This window comes from Blastomonas natatoria (assembly GCF_003201955.1).
GTDB classification, from domain to species: Bacteria; Pseudomonadota; Alphaproteobacteria; order Sphingomonadales; family Sphingomonadaceae; genus Blastomonas; species Blastomonas natatoria.
Genome location: NZ_QJJM01000002.1, coordinates 79,930 through 97,936 on the forward strand (window position 1 = coordinate 79,930; position 18,007 = coordinate 97,936).

Consider the following 18,007-nt stretch of genomic DNA (forward strand, 5'->3'; position numbering starts at 1 on the left):
GTCCGCCCCGGCGAGACATCGGAAGTCGGGAGTCAGGGTGTCAGGGCGTATCGGATGCATGGTGCATCTTCTCCTTTGACACCGGTAGCAATTGCCTGAAAAAGGCGATCAGGAGGGGACAGACATGCGCACTCAGCATCCGCACCGTGTATCGGGCATTTCCATTTTCAAGGTCGCGTTGCTGACCGGATGCGCACTGGGCGCGGCGGGCACCGCCCAGGCCCAGGTTGCCGAGACCGAGCAGCCGACATCGGTCGAGGACGAAGCCCTTGCCGCAGACGAGATCGTCGTCACCGGTTTCCGCCAGTCGCTTGAAGCCGCGATTAACCTGAAGCGTACTTCGGTCGGCGCGATCGACGCGATTGTCGCGGAAGACATCGCCAAGTTCCCCGACCAGAACCTCGCCGAATCGCTGCAGCGCATTCCCGGCATCTCGATCACCCGTGATGCTGGCGAAGGCCGCGCGATTACCGTACGCGGTCTGTCGAGCCAGTTCACCCGCGTCCGCGTCAACGGTCTCGAGACCGTGGCCACTTCGACCGACGGCGCCTCGGCCAACCGCGATCGCGCCTTCGACTTCAACGTGTTCGCCTCCGAGCTGTTCAGCTCGATCGTCGTGCACAAGACCGCCGAAGCCAGTCTCGACGAAGGATCACTGGGTGCGGTGGTCGATCTCAATACCGGCAACCCGCTCGCGGCGAAGGCGGGATTCACTGCGGTCGGTTCCGCTGTGGTCAGCTATAACGATCTGTCCGAATATGCAGGGCCCCGTCTTGCGGGTCTGCTGAGCTGGCGCAACGATGCCGGCACCTTCGGCGTGTCGCTCTCGGCCGCCTATCAGAAGACTCAGGTGCTCGAGCTCGGCAACAACACCGTGCGCTGGGCCCAGGCCCGGTTCGACTCGGTCAACGGCACCCCCTGCTTCCAGCAGAGCGCGACCAACACGGCGGCTCGCCCCAACAGTGGCGGCGTCTATCGTCCGAGTGCAGTCTGCGACCAGGCTGCCCTCGCCTTCCACCCGCGCATCCCGCGTTATGGCGAGGTAAAGCACGACCGCGAGCGTCTGGGTATTACCGGATCCATCCAGTTTGCCCCCACCGACATGACCAAGTTCTCGATCGACGGCCTGTTCTCGCGCTTCAACAGCGACCGGCGCGAGCGCTGGGGCGAGGTGCTGTTCCGCTCGAACGAGCGCTCTATCGACGTCATCAATCCGGTTTACGATTCCAACAACAACATGATCAGCGGCACGTTCAACGATGCCTGGGTCCGCACCGAGCACTACCTGCGCGAAAGCACCACCGAATTCTATCAGGTCGGTGGCAGCTGGGATCAGGACCTGTCGGACAGCTTCCGGTTCACGCTGCTCGGCGGCATCTCGAAGTCGACCGCAGACATTCCGGTGGAAACGACCATCGTGTTCGACGACCGTGACGCGCAGGGCTATAGCTACGACTATACCGACATGAAGCGCCCGAAGCTGACCTTCGGCACCAGCGTCACCGATCCGGGCGTGTTCCAGCTTGCCGAAATCCGCGACCGGCCGTCGGAAATCGTCAACCAGTTCAAGACCGCCCAGTTCCGCACCGAATGGGACGTCACCGACGGCTTCACAGTCAAGGCAGGCGCGATGTGGCGCCGGTTCGAGTTCGATACCGTGGCGTTCACCCGCGATACCGCAGTGTGCGGCAATGGCGGTCTGGACCGCGTGCTCGGCACCATCACCTGCTCGCCCACCAGCCTGTTCGGTCCGACGGCCGTCTACGGCTTCCCGGTCACGCCGCAGCTCTCTGAACTGTTCCAGCTGGGCAAGGCGGGGCAGCCTGCAGGCAACACAAACGCATGGCTCGTTCCCAACCTGGACACCGCAGCCGAATTCACCAGGCTTTACAGCCGCCCGCTCGCGCTGGACGCCGGCAATAATCGCGGCGTGCAGGAAACCACCAAGGGCGGCTATCTGCAGTTTGACGCCAAGGGTGACCTGTTTGGCCTCGAATATGCGCTCAACGCCGGGATCCGATATGTCAAAACCGAACAGTCCTCTTACGGTCTGGTGGGAACGGTCGAAGCGACCATCGAGCGCAGCTATGATGACTGGCTGCCTGCAGCCAATATCGCATTTTTCCCAACGCAGAACCTGATCATCCGTGCAGCGGCGGCAGAGGTTATCACTCGTCCGACGCTGGGCTCGCTGACCCCCGGCGGTTCGGCCGACGGCTTCAACTTCCGCGTCAACAGCGGCAACCCCTTCCTGGAGCCATTCCGGGCCACCAACTATGACCTTGCGATCGAATGGTATTTCGCTCCGCAGGCCCTACTGTCGGTCGCCGGCTTCATCAAGAATGTCGGCAGCTTCACCCAGTCGGCAGCGATCACCGAGGCAACCTTTGCACAAACCGGGCTACCGGTCTCGGTGCTCAACCCATCTTCGCCCGCTGCCCTGAACCCGGCGCTGCTCAGCCAGCCGATCTGGACATTGACCACCACGGTCAACGGTCAGGGTGCAAAGCTGAAGGGTGTCGAAATTGCTGCCCAAATCCCGTTCAGCGCTTTCACGGATGGATTCTTCGGCAACTTCGGTATTCTGGCCAACGCGACGTTCATTGACAGCAGTGCCACCTTTACACTGCAGGGCCCTGCAGTTGCACCGGGAGGCGCACTGCAGCCCGTTACCCGCCGCGCAGCTCTAGCCAACGTGTCGAAGCAGTCGTTCAACGGTACCTTCTACTATGACGACGGCAAGTTCTCGGCGCGCGTGATGGGCACCTATCGCAGCCGCTGGCACGAAGGCGCGAGCGGCACCGGCAATGTCCTGGAAGGCTTTGGCAGCCAGTTCAACCTCGATGCATCGATCCGCTACAAGCTGACCGAATGGGTCGAAGTCTCGCTGGAAGGCAACAACCTGACCGATACCTATCGCTATCGCTTCACCGATTTCGATGCGAACCGGAACTACGAGAACAACCATTTCGGCCGCACCTTCTTCCTGGGCGCGCGCTTCAAATACTGATCACAACCGGGCAGCGGTTCGCCGCTGCCCAATCCTTTGACGGGAGGAGCCGCCATGACGATCGACCGCCGGTCCCTCATGGCGGCTCCGCTCGCCTTGGGCCTTGCCAGCCTGGCGAGCGCGCAGACGCCAGTACCTGAGGTTCCGGGCGGCGCCCTGCCCCCCGGTCTGCCCCAGCCATCCGAGACCATCGACCTTTGGCCAAAGGGAGCGCCGGGAGCCCCCGCGGCGCCGCTCGTCGAAACCGTGCAGGAACGCTCGATCGACCGGCTGGTCACCGACCGCGCGGTATTCGGAATTTCCAGACCCCGCATGGCGGTGTTCCGGCCCGACCAGCCCAATGGCGCAGCGGTGCTGATCACGCCCGGCGGTGGCTATCGCTGGGTGGTGGTCGACAAGGAAGGCTATGAAATGGGCCGCTGGCTGGCAGCGCGCGGCTTCACCGCCTTCGTGCTGTTCTACCGGCTACCCGGCGAAGGCTGGGCGGCGGGACCCGATGTCCCGCTCGCCGATGCGCAGCGCGCGATGCGCCTCATCCGTGCGCGCGCACGCGATTTTGCGATCGACCCCGAGCGCGTTTCGGCCATGGGCTTTTCTGCGGGAGGACATCTGTGCGCGGACCTTTCCACGCGCTTCGATGCAAAAGTCTACGAAGCGGTGGATGCTGCCGACCGCCTTTCCGCAAAGCCGCACAGCGCCGCGCCGATCTATCCCGTCATCTCGATGACCGCGCCCGATGCCCATCCCGGCTCGCGCGATCTGCTGCTGGGCAAGGCGCCGACCGCCATGCGCGAAACTGCGCACTCGCCGCATCGCAACGTGCCTGCCAATGCCCCGCCTTTCTTCCTCCTCCATGCCGAAGATGACGCGGTTGTGCCGGTGAATAACGCATTGCTGCTCCGCGCCGCGCTGAAGGAAAAGGGCGCGCGGGTCGAAACACATCTGTTCGAACATGGCGGCCATGGCTTCGGGCTGCGCAAGGCGATCGGCAAGCCGGTCGAGGTCTGGCCCGAATTGTGGCGTGCCTGGGCGCGGACGACGGGGCTGGCCCTGTGACTTGGCGCCTTCCCCTCCTGACCCGCCGCACCGCTATCGCCTCGGCGGGGCTCACCAGCTTGGGGCTTGCAACATCTCTGCCCGCAAGCCCCTCCCCGGCGCCTGATCCTTCCCCGAAATGGCGCCGGGGCCTGGACAACCAGCGCATTGCCGATCTGGGCGATGGCCGCTTCCTCAACCCGGTCCTCTCGGGCGACCGGCCCGACCCGGCGATCCTCAAGGACGGTGACGACTATTATCTCACCTTTTCCAGCTTCGAATCCTATCCCGGTCTGCTGATCTGGCATTCGCGCGATCTGGTGAACTGGCATCCCCGCAAGCCAGCGCTTACCCGCAATATCGGATCGGTCTGGGCGGTCAGCCTGGAAAAGCATAAGGGCCGCTATTTCATCTACATTCCGGTCAAGGCCAGCCCGCAGAACGACACGTTCGTCATCTGGGCCGACCATATCGACGGCCCCTGGTCCGACCCTGTGCCGCTCAGCCTGCACAGGCATATCGACCCCTGCCATGCCGTGGGCGAGGATGGATCGCGCTGGCTGTTCCTGTCGGGCGGAGACCGAGTGAGGCTTTCCGATGACGGCATGCGCGTGACCGGCGAGGTCGAGCATGTCTACGACCCCTGGCGATACCCGGACGAATGGGATGTCGAGGGGTTCGCTCCTGAAGGCCCGAAAATCCATCGTATCGGCCAATGGTTCTACATGCTCACCGCCGTGGGGGGCACGGCAGGACCTCCCACGGGCCATATGGTCATCGCTGCTCGCTCACGATCGATCCATGGCCCGTGGGAGCAGCATCCTGGCAACCCGCTGGTGCGAACCACCGACATCCGCGAAGCCTGGTGGTCGCGCGGCCATGCCAGCCTGGTGCAGGCGCCGGACAAGAGCTGGTGGAGCCTCTATCATGGTTTCGAAAACGGCTATTGGACGCTTGGTCGCCAATGCCTGCTCGATCCGGTCGAGTTCACGCCCGATGGCTGGTTCCGCATGACTGGCGGCGACCTCTCCGCGCCGATTGCCAAGCCAGACGGCGGGACGGCCCTGCCGCACGGCATGGCGCTGTCCGACGATTTCAGCACCCTCGCGATCGGGACGAAATGGTCGTTCTTCCGCCCCGATCCCGACGAAGCGACCCGCGCAAGGGTGGCCGACAACACGCTGTATTTCAAAGGCAAGGGCCTTGCCCCTTCAACGGGTTCGCCACTGCTGGTGACGGCGGGCGACACCTCCTACCGGTTCGAATGCGATATCGAACTCGCCCCCGGCGGCACGGCAGGGCTGGTGCTGTTCTATGACGACAAGCTCTATGCGGGCCTGGGCTTCGATGCCGAACGCTTCGTGACGCATCAATATGGCATCGAGCGGGGTCGCCCGGTCAATCCGCACGGCGACCGCATGCGCATCCGCGTAACCAACCGACAGCATATCGTCAGCTTCCATACATCGGGCGATGGCGGCAAGACCTGGGCGAAATTCGATCGCGGCATGGAAGTCTCGGGCTATCACCACAATGTTCGCGGCGGCTTCCTCATGCTGCGCCCGGGGCTCTATGCGGCAGGCCCCGGCGAAGCAAAATTCCGCGACTTCCGCTTCACCGCGCTGGACGATTAGCCGAGGCCCGGTACCACCGAGGCCAGCCATTCCGCGAACAGCCGTGCGCGCGGACGTACCCGCCGACCTTCGGGAAAGATCACCCAGATATCGCTGTTGCCCAATGTCCAGTCGGGCAGCAGGGCAACGAGTTCTCCCCGCGCCAGATTGGCACCGACCATCCGGTTGGTCACCATGGCGATGCCCAATCCGGCTAGAGCTGCAGCGCGCAGCCCCTCGGCCGCGTTGACGCGCAGCAAGGGGTCGGCGGGATAGGCGGTCTTGCGCGTACCGGCCCGCTCGAACGTCCAGGCCTGGCGGCTATCGAAGCTCGCAAAGCTGATGATGCGGTGATCGGAAAGGCCATCCGGATCGCCTGGCGACCCCATCTCGGCGAGATAGGCGGGCGATGCGACGAGCATGCGTGCAGCACGGTCGATGCGCCGCGCCAGCAGGCTGCTGTCGCCGAGCGCCCCGGTGCGCAGCGCGAGGTCGACCCCCTCCTCCACCAGGTCGATGCGGCGATCATCGAGGATCAGTTCGATCCGAATGTCGGGATGCTGCGCCTGAAAATCGGACAGCAGCGGGATCACGACCTGGCTGGCATAGACCGGTGGCGCGGCGATGCGCAGACTGCCGCTGAAGGAGCCGGCCTCGTCGCGCGCCGCAGCCTCGGCTGCATCGGCCTCGTCCAGCGCCAGCCGCGCGCCGTCATAGAAGCGCTGGCCCGCTTCGGTGAGGCTGTGGCTTCGCGTGCTGCGCATGATGAGGCAGACGCCCAGCCGCTCCTCGAGCAGCGCGACGGACTTGGACAGCGCGGGCTGCCCGATCCGCAGCTGTCGTGCTGCGCCGGAAAACGAGCCGCAATCAGCCACCGTCACAAAATGGCGCATGGCCTGAAGCCGGTCCATCAATCATTCCTTCCAGGAATGGATGTTAGCTCCTGCGGATATCTACTGCAATGTTCTGGAATGCCCTAATTCCGGTTTGGCCGCAGCCACTAAGGGCTGGGCCAATCGGAGACAGGACATGACCGCTTTCACCATCCACAGCATCGACACCGCCCCTGCAGGATCGAAGGACCGCCTCGCCGCAGTCAAGAAAGGCTGGGGCTTCATCCCTAAGCTGCAAGCGACGCTCGCCGAAAGCCCGGTGGCGTTGAAGGCCTATGACGACCTGTTCGGGCTGATCGCCGCCGAAGCCACGCTGACCCCCGCCGAACAGCAGGTCGTCTATCAGGCAATCAACGTCTTCCATGGCTGCGAATATTGCGCATCGGGCCATACCTTCCTGTCGCGCAAGGCAGGTGTGCCCGAAGACGTGATCCAGGCGATCCGGACCCTTCAGCCGATCACCGATGCCCGCCTGCAGGCGCTGCGCGTCTTTGCCGAAACGGTCGCAGAGCAGCGCGGCTTTGCCGGCGACGCGGCGGTCGATGCGTTTCTCGCTGCCGGCTTCAGCAAGGCACAAGTGCTCGAGGTCGTGACGATCATCGCCACCAAGGTGATCAGCAATTACACCAACCACCTCACCCATACGCCGCTCGAGGATTTCATGAACGATCCCGCACTGCGCTGGGAAGACCCCAAGGGACGGACCCCCCGTCGCGATTGAGGCGGCTGATTGTCCGAGAGGGCATGTCCCCTGGTGGCCGGCAGGCCATCAGGGCATGACCGTTCAGGGCAGTGCGACGGTCTTCACCTCGTCGCCGGAAAAGCGGAGCGTCTGCACGAATTGCCCACGGCGCACCGCCACCTGATTGACCTGCCTCGGGTAGATATCACGCAGGATGGTCGATTGCACAGCGACCGCCTTGGGACGCTGCTTGATGGTTCCTGCATAATCCACACGCACATCACGCACGCCAATCTCGACCGAAGAGACCGACAGCGGCACCTCCACCCCGTCCGCCCGCAGGTGGAAATGCGCAAGCAGATAGGTTTCCAGCTCGGCAATCGCATCGGGATCATCCAAGCTGGTCTGCGCGTTGGGCGCGATCTCGGCGAGCGCGGGTTCCAGATCGTGCGCCTCGAACCGGTGCGAGACCGTGACCTTGCCATCGGGCGCGAGCGTCACGACGCTCATCGCGTCATGTCCGCGATGGGCATTCGCCTGCGGGGCCAGAACAAGGCCAACCACCGCGCCTGCCATTGTCATGACCGAACGCCTCATTTCGGTGCATCATAGGTGCGAAGCGAATCCGGCAAGACCTTCATATCCGAATCCTTCATGCGGTTCTTGCCTTCTTCCGGCGTGTCGATGCCCAGGGTCTTGGGGTCGATCTGACCGGTATAGACATTGTTCGACCGGTCGGCATCGGCGGTCTCCCACAGCGGGTCGACCTCGGCGCGGGTGAGTGTCTTGGGCGTCACGAACTGCCAGGTCACCGCCTTCTGGTTGTAACGCCAGACTTCGGCCGGGATACGCGCGGTCTCGCTCGATCCGTCAGAAAAATCCATCTTCAAAATGACCGGCATGACAAGGCCACCGCGATTGGAGAAGCTGAAGCGATAGAAATTGTCGGTGACCTGGCGTGCCGCCTTTTCCTCCGCCGTCAGGTCGGCAAAGGCCTCTGCCGCCTTGCGCTTGTCTGCCGCAGTGGCATCCAGCGGGTCGATGCTGTCATAGAAATCCCGAGTCGAAGGATCGCGCTCGATGACCGTCTGCTGCCCTGCATTGCGTGCTGCGGTGAGCGATCCGGGTTCGGCATCGCGACGCTTCTTGCGCTCGGCCGCCGCAGCGGTCGCGTCGGCTGGCTCCAGCGTCGCGCGCACCACCTTGTCGAGCGCGATATCGACATGGTCGGTCGAATAGAACCAGCCGCGCCAGAACCAGTCGAGATCGACGCCCGAGCTTTCCTCCATCGTACGGAAGAAATCATAGGGCGTGGGATGCTTGAACCGCCAGCGCTCCGCATATTCGCGGAAGGCGCGGTCGAACAGTTCGCGGCCCAGGATCGTCTCGCGCAGGATGGTGAGTGCCGTGGCGGGCTTGCCATAGCCGTTCGCGCCGAATTGCAGCACCGAATCCGATTGCGTCATCAGCGGCATCTGGTTGGTAGACAGCATGTACTCGGCAATATCCTTGGGCTCGCCGCGCCGCGCCGGATAGTCCTTGTCCCACAGCCGCTCGGCCTGGAACTGCAGGAAGGTATTGAGCCCCTCGTCCATCCAGGTCCATTGCCGCTCGTCCGAATTGACGATCATCGGGAACCAGTTGTGGCCGATCTCGTGGATCACCACGCCGATCAGCCCGTATTTCGCGCGCTCGGTATAGGTGAGATTGCCGGTCTTCTTGTCCTTCACCGGGCGAGGCCCGTTGAAGGTGATCATCGGATATTCCATCCCGCCTACAGGGCCATTGACCGACTGCGCGACCGGATAGGGATAGGGAAAGGCGAACTTGCCATAGACGTCGATGGTGTGCGCGATCGACTTCGTCGAATAGGCATCCCACAACGGCCGCGCTTCCTTGGGGAAGAAGCTCATCGCCATGACCAGCGGCTGCTCGGCATAATCCTGTTTCACGCCCATCGCGTCCCAGGCGAACTTGCGCGACGACGCCCAGCCGAAATCGCGGACGTTTTCTGCGGCAAAAACCCAGGTCTTCTCGCCCGATGCCTTGCTGCGCTCTGCCGCCACCGCTTCTTGCGGAGTCACGACATAGACCGGGCTGGTGGCAGACTTGGCCTGTTCGAGCCGCTGGCGCTGCGCGGCCGTCAGCGCCTGCTCGGGATTCTGCAGTACGCCGGTCGCGGCGACGACATGGTCGGCAGGCACAGTGAGCGCGACGCGATAATCGCCGAATTCGAGCGTGAACTCGCCCGAACCGAGAAACGCCTTGTTGTGCCAGCCTTCATAGTCCGAATAGACCGCGAGCCGCGGGAACCATTGCGCGCCTTCAAAGATGCAATTGCCGTCCTCGCCGGGCTGGGTGAAGCATTCATAGCCCGAACGGCCACCGACCACCTTGTTCTCGACCATCGGAAACGACCATTCGATCGAAAAGCTGGTCTCGCCGCCATTGGCCGCGACCGCCTGGCCCAGATCGATGCGCAGCAGGCTGTCGACCACGGTAAAGGGCAGCGCCCGGCCGCTGGCATCGCGCACGGCAGAGATGGTGAAGCCGCCTTCCCATTCCTGCATACGCTTGATGCGCCGCACTTCGGCAAGGCTGATCTTGTCGCCCGAGACCGTCTCGGTCATCGCCGCGATGGAATCGCGCTTGTAGTCATTCTGGTCGAGCAGCAGCCACAGATAGGGCAAGGCATCGGGCGAATTGTTGACATAACGCACGGTCTGGCTGCCGCTGACCGTGCGCTTGGCCTCGTCGAGCCGCGCCTTGACGTCGTAATCCACCTTCTGCTGCCAGTAGCGATATCCAGGCGCGCCCGACGCGTTGCGATAGTCGGTTGGGGTCGGCCATTCCTCGCCCTCGAGCTGGCGGAACTTGTCCTCGTAGCTGCCCTTGGTCTGCTCGACCGGGCTGGCCATGGCCGGGGCAGCGATCGCACCGACAGCCAGCGCGAACAGGGAAGCGGAAAATCCGGAAATGCGACGCAAGGCGACCCCCTATTTTAGGGGCAGTCGCCCCCATGAATCATTGTTGCCGCTTGCATGTGATACTATCGCATGACGGTCAATGCCCAGACGGCAGGGATTGCGACAAAATGCTGGCCGGAAAATCAGTGCGTTGCAAACTGCTGCTCGGCCGGATCAAGCGGGCTGTGGCTGCCCCAGCAGGTTGTAGGGGTCGATTCCCTGGGCGCGCAGCTTCCGGTGTGCCATCGCGTAATAGCGCGGTTCGTCGATATTCAGCCGCTTGCGGGCCTCTGTCAGCGGCTCGGCGAGCAGCGACAGCATCGATTGTTCGGCGATGCGCGGACAGGCCTTGCCCAGCCGTTTTGCCTCCCCCACCGCCTTGAAAACCGGTGCATCGCTCCGGATGGTCCGCGTGATGTTGAGCGCTGCCATATAGGCGATGAAGATGTTCCCGGGTGAAGGGTTCTGACCATAAGTGAACGCCAGCACCGACGCCTCGCCCAGAGCGTCGCGGCCATATCCGGTCAGCACATGCAGAAGGTCGTGCGTGTCGCGCAAGCGATTGACATACCATTCGACCATGTCGCCATAGCGGCGGTTGCCCTGGAACCGGTCATATTCGGCGACAAGACCAGCCGCAGACAGCCCCTCGCGCTCCATGAAATCGACATAGGCATGCGCGACGCTACCCTTGGGCATCGCGCGCAACCGGTCGTGATCATCGAGGATATCGGGCAGATAGGGCTCGCTGATCCGCAATTCGCGCCCGAAATCGCTGTACACGAAGCTGCGAATTTCATCGACCAGCTTTAATCGCGGCAGGCACTGGAAGATGTGGAAGACCTGCTCGGTGTCTTCCTTGTCCGCGATCAGCTTGCGAAAGTGATGCAGCGCTCTGAACGGGCGGAATTTCGGCACGGGCCGCTCGGGATGACGGAATATCGGTTCGGACATTGTCTACCTCGCACGGCTTCTCACTGACAGTGGTGTCAATAGCATGCGGCGCAAAGGTTGAAAAGTCGTGTCATCCGCCATGACAGATCGTCAGAAATCGATCGCGATGCCCTTGTGCTCCCAATCGCCGAACCGGGTCGGACCCTTGGCCGCCTCTTCGGCGTCACCCTGGGCAATCGGCTGGGGCGCAGGAACCGGTGGCGATTTGCCCCAATGCGCAGGCGGCTTGACATGGTCGGGGCGGCGCGTGGCGCGGGGTGTTTCTGGCATGCTGCGTCCCTTTGGCTGAGCCGGCCGATCGATTGAAAACCGGCGCGGCATTCCTACATTTCTTGCGGGCATATGGGGCGTGCCGGGCGCAATGTGAAGCACCGGGCATGCAACGCGCACACAAGGATTTAGAGGTCAGATGAACGGATTGAAGACCACCATGCTGCTGGCAGCGCTGACCGCGCTGTTCATGGCCCTGGGCTTTACGCTGGGTGGACCGCGCGGCGCCGCCATTGCCTTGCTGTTCGCAGGCGGAATGAACCTGTTCACCTTCTGGAATGCCGACAAGATCGTGCTGAAGATGCACAATGCCGTCGAGGTCAGTGAACAGAGCCATCCTGACTTCTACAACCTCGTCGCCCGGCTGGCCCAGCGTGGCGGGCTGCCGATGCCCCGCGTCTATCTTATCGAACAGGCTGCGCCCAATGCATTCGCGACAGGCCGCAATCCCGAAAATGCGGCGGTTGCAGCCACGAAGGGATTGCTGGCGATGCTGAGCCGCGACGAGATCGAAGGGGTGATGGCGCACGAACTGGCGCATGTGAAGAACCGCGACACGCTGATCATGACCATGGTCGCGACGATTGCGGGCGCGGTCTCGATGCTCGCCAATTTCGGCCTGTTCTTCCGCGACGACAACCGCAATCCCTGGGCGGCGATGCTCGCGGTGCTGGTCGCGCCCTTTGCCGCGATGATCGTGCAGATGGCGATCAGCCGCACGCGCGAATTCGGTGCAGATCGGGGCGGTGCGGAAATTAGTGGAAAACCGCTAGCGCTCGCTTCTGCCCTTGCGCGCATCTCCAACCAGGCGCAGCGCATTCCGAACCCGGTGGTGGAGCGCAATCCGGCTGCAGCGCAGCTCTACATCGTGCCCTCGGGTGTCCGGGCGCTGTTCTCGACGCACCCCGATACTGGCGATCGTATCGCTGCGCTTGAGGCGATCGCACGCGAGCAGGGCGCTGCTCCGGTCGCCCCGCGCCGAGGCAGCGCGCTCGATCCGCTGGGAAGAGGCTGAGCTATACCGAAGTCCTCCCACTGCTTGCTGTGGGAGGATTTGATTTGTTGCGCGACCAAGCCTAACGCCCGCGCATGAACAACCGCCTGTCCCCCCCCGATGCAACGCCCGGCCTGCCAGCCCGCCGAGCAGCGCTCAAGATGCTCGATGCCGTGATGCGCCGAGGCGAGTCCCTCGATGTGGCACAGCACGCAGCCTGCCAGGGCATCGATGACCGATCCGATCGTGCGCTGGCCATGGCGATTGCCGGGGAAGTGCTGCGGCATCTGCCGGGCCTCGACCTGCTGATTGACAGCATGACCCAGTTGCCGCTCGCCGAGGATGCCAAGGCGCGCATGGTGCTGCGGATCATGCTGGCGCAGACTTTGGCGCTGGAAACCCCGCCGCATGCGACCATCGCCACCGCACTACCACTGCTGCAAGGCGGTCCGCGCAAGCTTGCGCATGGCGTCTTCGGCAACCTGATGCGTGCCAATGTCACCCTGCCCGCACCCGAGCTGCCGCCCGCCACCGCCAATCGCTGGACGGCCCTGTGGGGCGAAACGATGGCCGAGGCCGCCAGCGCGGCTCTGGGCAGCCCTCCGCCCCTGGACCTGAGCCTCGCCGATGCTGCACGCAGCGAAGCCACCGCAGCCAAGCTCGGCGGAGTTTCGCTGGCGCCTGGTCATGTTCGCCTGCCCCGCGCAGGAGCCATCGAGCAGATCGAAGGGTTCGAATCGGGCGACTGGTGGGTGCAGGATCTCGCCGCCAGCCTGCCGGCACGGCTGCTGGGTCGCGGCGAAGGACGCAGCGTGCTCGATCTGTGCGCCGCCCCCGGCGGCAAGACCATGCAACTCGCTGCCGCCGGATGGCAGGTAACCGCGCTCGATAATTCGGAAAAGCGTCTGAAGCGCCTGCGCCAGAATCTAAAGCGCACCGCACTCGATGCCGCCACGGTCACTGCCAATCTTCTGGAATGGCGGCCCGACGATCAGGCCGATGCCGTACTGCTCGATGCGCCGTGCAGCGCGACCGGCATTTTCCGCCGCCACCCCGATGTGCTCTACCGCATCGCCCCCCGCCATATCGAGGATCGCGCTGCCCAACAGGCCGAACTGCTGGCGCGCGCATCCAACTGGGTCAGGCCCGGCGGATTGCTGGTTTATGCCGTCTGTTCGCTCGAAAAGGCTGAGGGCGAAGATGTCGTCGCCCGGTTCCTGGCGGACGACAGCCGCTATGCCATCGACCCGGTTCAGCAGCAGGAGCTGCCCGCAGGCGTCGCACCGGATGCTGCAGGTCAGGTTCGCACACTGCCCGGCATGCTTTTAGACGCGGGCGGCTTGGACGGCTTCTTCATGGCGCGGCTGCGACACACCGGCTGACTGTTCCTGCATGGGCCAAATCATGTGGAAAAGGGCGCCAAAGCGCCTTGCCCCACAAGATGTTGAGGTTTAAGCGGCTAAGCCTATGCCGCAGCCGCCATTGATAGCCCCGTCGATCCTGTCCGCCGATTTCGCGCGTCTGGGTGAGGAAGTCCGCGCCATTGACACCGCCGGTGCCGACTGGATCCACATCGACGTGATGGACGGGCATTTCGTGCCGAACATCACCATCGGCCCGGCCGTGGTAAAGGCGCTGCGGCCGCACACGACCAAGCCGTTCGACGTGCACCTGATGATCTCGCCGGTCGATCTGTACATCCAGGCCTTTGCCGATGCAGGCGCGGACATCATCACCGTGCATCCTGAAGCGGGGCCGCATGTCCATCGCACGGTGCAGTTGATCAAGTCGCTGGGCAAGAAGGCGGGTGTGGTGCTCAACCCCGCTACCCCGGCCAAGATGCTCGACTATCTGATCGACGATGTCGATCTGGTGCTGGTGATGAGCGTCAATCCCGGCTTTGGCGGGCAGAGCTTCATCTCCAGCCAGCTGCGCAAGATCGAGGCGATCGCGAAGATGATCGAGAAATCGGGCCGCGCCATCGATCTGGAGGTCGATGGCGGCATTGACACCATCACCGCACCCCAGGCGGTCAACGCCGGGGCCAATGTGCTGGTGGCCGGCACTGCGACGTTCAAGGGTGGGCCGGATCGGTATGCCGCCAATATCCGGGAACTGAAGGGCCAATGAGCGACGTCCTGTCCGAGAATCGCCGGACAGGCGCCCGTGCAGCCGAGGCCAGCGAAGAGGAACGGCGCTTGCCGCTGATCGGCGCAGACCATGAGCCTAGACCAGATCTGATCGATACGGATGGTGCGCGGACAAATGGGCCCAAGCAGCTGGTTCGGGTCGAAAATGATCGCGGGCTGTCGCTAACCGAAAGCCTGGTGCATTATTTCTACCGGCTGACCTGGCGCACGCCGCTGCACAAGCTGCGGTTGAAGGGTCGCTCGCCGCTGCGCCTGCTGGCTGCGCCCGATGATCCGTTCCCAGGCGACGCGCGCCGCGGCAAGGCCATTCGCGCCGGATTTTTCCAGATTGCGGGCCAGCGTATCGAACTCGCCAAGCTCAATTTCGCCACGTTGCAGGCGCCACCCGAAGCACTCGACTATATTCACAGCTTTGCCTGGTTGCGCGATCTCGCTGCCGCCGCGCCGCGCGAAACCTGCGTGCCGATCGCCGAAAAACTGGTCGATGCCTGGCTCGATGCCCATCTGGAAACCGTGGCCGATCCAGCCTGGCGCGCCGACCTTGCCGCGCGCCGCATCCTCAACTGCGCTGCGCACGCGCCCTTGATCCTGTCGAGCAGCGATCTCGTCTATCGCTCGCGGGTGCTGCGCAATTTTGCCAGCACCGCGCGGCATCTGGATCATGTGGCAGACAAGGCGCCCGAGGGTCTGGCACGGGTGACCGCATGGGCGGGGGTCGTCGGTGCATCGCTCCTGCTGCCCGATGGCGAGCCGCGCCGAATCTTTGGCGAAGCGGGGCTCAAGCGCGCAATCGAAGGCTTTATGGGCGAAGATGGCGGCGCATTGTCGCGTTCGCCGATGGCGCAGATCGAAGCGATCCAGGTGCTATCGATGCTGCGTGCCGTCTACGCCGCTCGAAACGAACTGCTCTCGCCGATCGTGGAACTGGCGCTCGGCCGCGCGGTGCCGGCGCTGCAAGGGCTGACCCATCACGATGGCAGCCTCGGCAGCTGGCAAGGCGCGCCCGGGATTTCTGCCGAGAAGATGGCGACGCTCATTCGGGCTAGCGGTATCCGTGCTCGTCCGCTGCGCGATGCCAGGCACTGGGGCTATCAGCGCGTTCCCGCCGGTCGCACGGTGGTGCTGGTCGATGCCGGAACGCCAGCGATTGCTCGCCATGCAGTGATGGGCTGTGCCTCTACCCTTGCGTTCGAGATGAGCCACGGCCCGCACCGGCTGATCGTCAATTGCGGAGGTGCGAGCGCGGTTCAGCCCGACATGCCGCCCGAGCTCGCCAAGGGTCTTCGTGCGACGGCCGCCCACTCCACCCTGTGCCTTGACGACACCAACAGCACTTCGGTGCTGCCCAAGGGCCAACTCGGCAAGGGTGTCGGTCTGGTAGAGCTCGACCGGCGCGACAGCGACGATGCGGCGCGGCTCGACATGACGCATGACGGCTATGCCAAGCGCTACGGCCTGATCCATCGCCGCCTTCTCGTGTTGCGCAGCGACGGCCGCGAGCTGCGCGGCGAAGACGTGCTGCTTCCCTTGACCAGCAGCGGCCTCAAGCGCGGTTTTGGTCGCAGCAAGCACGGCGATGTGCCTTTTGCCATCCGCTTCCATCTTGGCGTGGACGTGGAGGCGCACCTGGCGACCGATGGCTGGGGCGTGTTCCTGCGCGTAGCCGATGGATCCTTGTGGCAGTTCCGCTCTGCCGCCAGCAAGGTAACGCTCGAGGAAAGCCTCTGGGTAGACGAAAACGGGCAGATCAGGCCCAGCCAGCAAATTGTCATGTCCGGCACCGCTTCGGTGGGTGGAGGCAATTACGGCTGGCTCATCAAGCAAATGGGATAATCACGTGACCGATATTGCGATCAAGCGCGCACTGCTTTCCGTCTCCGACAAAAGCGGACTGGCAGAACTCGGCGCTACTCTGGCGGCGCATGGCGTGGAGCTGATCTCCACCGGCGGCACCGCCAAGGCCCTGCGCGATGCGGGCCTTGCCGTGCGCGACATTTCGGAGATCACCGACTTTCCCGAAATGATGGACGGCCGCGTCAAGACGCTGCACCCGATGGTGCATGGCGGGCTGCTGGCCGTGCGCGACAATGCCGAGCATGTCGCCGCGATGGAAGCGCATGGCATCGGCGCGATCGATCTGGTCGTCGTCAACCTCTATCCCTTCGCCGCCACCGTCGCCAAGGGCGCAGAACGTGATGAGATCATCGAGAATATCGATATCGGCGGCCCAAGCATGGTGCGCTCTGCCGCCAAGAACCATGCCTTTGTCACCATCGTCACCGATCCTGCCGATTACGCGACGCTGACGGAAGAAATGCAGGCCAGCGGCGGCGCGACCACGCTGGCCTTCCGTCGCAGGATGGCGGCCAAGGCCTATGCCGCCACAGCCGAGTATGACGCAATGATCGCCAGCTGGTTCGCCTTTGCCGATCAGGGCGAGATGTATCCGGAAAAGCTCTCGGTCCCGTTCCGCAAGGGCCAGGCGCTGCGCTATGGCGAGAACCCGCACCAGAGTGCGGCGCTCTATCTGCCCGCCTTCGCTCCCGGAGGATCGCTGGCCGATCATCGTCAGGTCCAGGGCAAGGAGCTGAGCTTCAACAATCTGAACGATGCCGATGCCGCGCTGGAGCTGGTCGCAGAGTTTCGCGACGGTCCGCCGACCGTGGTTATCGTCAAGCATGCCAATCCGTGCGGCGTGGCAAGCGGTGACAATCTGGTCAGCGCCTACAAGGCGGCGCTGCAGTGCGACAGCGTGTCCGCGTTCGGCGGCATCATCGCGGTCAACCGCCCGCTCGATGGCCCTACGGCCGAAGCGATCAGCGACATCTTCACGGAGGTCGTCTGCGCGCCCGATGCTGATGACGCCGCCAAGGCCGTATTCGCGAAGAAGAAGAACCTGCGGCTGATCCTGACCGGCGATCTGTGGGACCCGGCGCGCGGCGGCATGGCTCTGCGCACGATCGCGGGCGGCGCGCTGGTGCAGTCGCGCGACAATGGCCGGATCACACGCGAGGACCTCAAGGTCGTCACCAGGCGCGCGCCCACCGAGCAGGAACTGACCGACTGCCTGTTCGCCTGGACGGTGGCCAAGCACGTCAAGTCGAACGCGATCGTCTATGCCAAGGATGGCGCAACTGCCGGGATCGGTGCGGGCCAGATGAACCGCCGTGATTCTGCGCGCATCGCCGCGGCCAAGGCACGCGAGGCGGCAGAAACCTACGGCTGGGGCGAGCCGCGCACCGTTGGCTCGTCGGTCGCATCGGATGCGTTCTTCCCGTTCGCCGACGGCCTGCTGGCTGCGGTCGAGGCGGGTGCCACCGCAGTGATCCAGCCGGGCGGATCGATGCGCGATGACGAGGTCATTGCAGCCGCCGACGACGCGGGCCTGGCGATGGTGTTCACCGGAATGCGCCACTTCCGCCACTGATCGGGCGGGCCCG

Annotated in this window: 14 protein-coding genes; 9 read left to right on the top strand and 5 right to left on the bottom strand. The window is 63.9% G+C overall.

The window, feature by feature from the left end; all coding sequences use genetic code 11:
- Positions 1-124: 124 nt before the first annotated feature.
- From C7451_RS02980 to C7451_RS02990, 3 genes are read left to right on the top strand one after another with little or no spacing between them, the layout of a single operon-like run.
- Positions 125-3,010, top strand: a complete 2,886-nt coding sequence (locus C7451_RS02980; protein WP_110297502.1) for a TonB-dependent receptor — start codon at positions 125-127, stop codon at positions 3,008-3,010.
- 54 nt (positions 3,011-3,064) lie between these two features.
- Entirely contained in the window at positions 3,065-4,066 is a 1,002-nt protein-coding gene (locus tag C7451_RS02985) for an alpha/beta hydrolase (RefSeq protein WP_110297503.1), read from the top strand.
- Positions 4,063-5,679 carry a family 43 glycosylhydrolase gene (locus C7451_RS02990; protein WP_425266451.1) on the top strand — a complete coding sequence of 539 codons (1,617 nt, stop codon included), beginning with the start codon at positions 4,063-4,065 and terminating at the stop codon, positions 5,677-5,679. Before C7451_RS02985 ends, C7451_RS02990 begins: the two co-directional genes overlap by 4 nt.
- On the opposite strand, the gene C7451_RS02995 is transcribed toward C7451_RS02990, so the two are convergent.
- Complete coding sequence (locus C7451_RS02995) at positions 5,676-6,569, bottom strand: LysR family transcriptional regulator (RefSeq protein WP_110297504.1); 894 nt, start codon at positions 6,567-6,569, stop codon at positions 5,676-5,678. The two genes, C7451_RS02990 and C7451_RS02995, sit on opposite strands and share 4 nt — an antisense overlap.
- 118 nt (positions 6,570-6,687) lie before the next feature.
- Here C7451_RS02995 and C7451_RS03000 point away from each other — a divergent pair, with 118 nt between their 5' ends.
- Positions 6,688-7,272, top strand: coding sequence for a carboxymuconolactone decarboxylase family protein (locus tag C7451_RS03000; RefSeq protein WP_110297505.1), 585 nt, complete (start codon positions 6,688-6,690; stop codon positions 7,270-7,272).
- Positions 7,273-7,335: 63 nt separating this feature from the next.
- Here the strand turns inward: C7451_RS03000 and C7451_RS03005 are convergent, their stop codons facing one another.
- From C7451_RS03005 to C7451_RS03020, 4 genes are all read right to left on the bottom strand, one after another.
- A complete protein-coding gene (locus C7451_RS03005; RefSeq protein ID WP_146215275.1) occupies positions 7,336-7,815 on the bottom strand; it encodes a DUF6702 family protein in 480 nt (159 codons plus the stop codon).
- Between the two features lie 11 nt (positions 7,816-7,826).
- A complete protein-coding gene (locus C7451_RS03010; protein WP_244181547.1) occupies positions 7,827-10,220 on the bottom strand; it encodes a M1 family metallopeptidase in 2,394 nt (797 codons plus the stop codon).
- 153 nt (positions 10,221-10,373) lie between these two features.
- On the bottom strand, positions 10,374-11,153 hold the full coding sequence (locus tag C7451_RS03015; protein WP_110297507.1) for a Coq4 family protein: 780 nt from the start codon (positions 11,151-11,153) through the stop codon (positions 10,374-10,376).
- A gap of 90 nt (positions 11,154-11,243) precedes the next feature.
- A complete protein-coding gene (locus C7451_RS03020; protein WP_110297508.1) occupies positions 11,244-11,423 on the bottom strand; it encodes a DUF1674 domain-containing protein in 180 nt (59 codons plus the stop codon).
- A gap of 139 nt (positions 11,424-11,562) precedes the next feature.
- Between C7451_RS03020 and C7451_RS03025 the strand changes: the two genes are divergently transcribed.
- The 5 genes from C7451_RS03025 (at position 11,563) to purH (ending at position 17,994) form a co-directional block, all read left to right on the top strand.
- A complete protein-coding gene (locus C7451_RS03025; protein WP_110297509.1) occupies positions 11,563-12,438 on the top strand; it encodes a M48 family metalloprotease in 876 nt (291 codons plus the stop codon).
- A gap of 74 nt (positions 12,439-12,512) precedes the next feature.
- Positions 12,513-13,799 carry an RsmB/NOP family class I SAM-dependent RNA methyltransferase gene (locus C7451_RS03030; protein ID WP_110297510.1) on the top strand — a complete coding sequence of 429 codons (1,287 nt, stop codon included), beginning with the start codon at positions 12,513-12,515 and terminating at the stop codon, positions 13,797-13,799.
- Positions 13,800-13,884: 85 nt separating this feature from the next.
- A complete protein-coding gene (gene rpe / locus C7451_RS03035; protein ID WP_110297511.1) occupies positions 13,885-14,547 on the top strand; it encodes a ribulose-phosphate 3-epimerase in 663 nt (220 codons plus the stop codon).
- Positions 14,544-16,400 carry a heparinase II/III family protein gene (locus C7451_RS03040; RefSeq protein ID WP_110297512.1) on the top strand — a complete coding sequence of 619 codons (1,857 nt, stop codon included), beginning with the start codon at positions 14,544-14,546 and terminating at the stop codon, positions 16,398-16,400. Before rpe ends, C7451_RS03040 begins: the two co-directional genes overlap by 4 nt.
- 4 nt (positions 16,401-16,404) lie before the next feature.
- Positions 16,405-17,994, top strand: coding sequence for a bifunctional phosphoribosylaminoimidazolecarboxamide formyltransferase/IMP cyclohydrolase (gene purH, locus C7451_RS03045; protein ID WP_110297513.1), 1,590 nt, complete (start codon positions 16,405-16,407; stop codon positions 17,992-17,994).
- The last annotated feature ends 13 nt before the right edge of the window (positions 17,995-18,007 follow it).

What these genes read in the sequence shown, in the direction of transcription:
- C7451_RS02985 (WP_110297503.1), top strand. Translation starts at nt 3,065, where the DNA reads ATGACGATCGACCGCCGGTCCCTCATGGCGGCTCCGCTCGCCTTGGGC.
- C7451_RS03025 (WP_110297509.1), top strand. Translation starts at nt 11,563, where the DNA reads ATGAACGGATTGAAGACCACCATGCTGCTGGCAGCGCTGACCGCGCTG.
- C7451_RS03040 (WP_110297512.1), top strand. Translation starts at nt 14,544, where the DNA reads ATGAGCGACGTCCTGTCCGAGAATCGCCGGACAGGCGCCCGTGCAGCC.
- C7451_RS02995 (WP_110297504.1), bottom strand. Translation starts at nt 6,569, where the DNA reads ATGGACCGGCTTCAGGCCATGCGCCATTTTGTGACGGTGGCTGATTGC.
- rpe (WP_110297511.1), top strand. Translation starts at nt 13,885, where the DNA reads ATGCCGCAGCCGCCATTGATAGCCCCGTCGATCCTGTCCGCCGATTTC.
- C7451_RS03005 (WP_146215275.1), bottom strand. Translation starts at nt 7,815, where the DNA reads ATGACAATGGCAGGCGCGGTGGTTGGCCTTGTTCTGGCCCCGCAGGCG.
- C7451_RS03030 (WP_110297510.1), top strand. Translation starts at nt 12,513, where the DNA reads ATGAACAACCGCCTGTCCCCCCCCGATGCAACGCCCGGCCTGCCAGCC.
- C7451_RS03015 (WP_110297507.1), bottom strand. Translation starts at nt 11,153, where the DNA reads ATGTCCGAACCGATATTCCGTCATCCCGAGCGGCCCGTGCCGAAATTC.
- C7451_RS03000 (WP_110297505.1), top strand. Translation starts at nt 6,688, where the DNA reads ATGACCGCTTTCACCATCCACAGCATCGACACCGCCCCTGCAGGATCG.
- C7451_RS03020 (WP_110297508.1), bottom strand. Translation starts at nt 11,423, where the DNA reads ATGCCAGAAACACCCCGCGCCACGCGCCGCCCCGACCATGTCAAGCCG.
- C7451_RS02980 (WP_110297502.1), top strand. Translation starts at nt 125, where the DNA reads ATGCGCACTCAGCATCCGCACCGTGTATCGGGCATTTCCATTTTCAAG.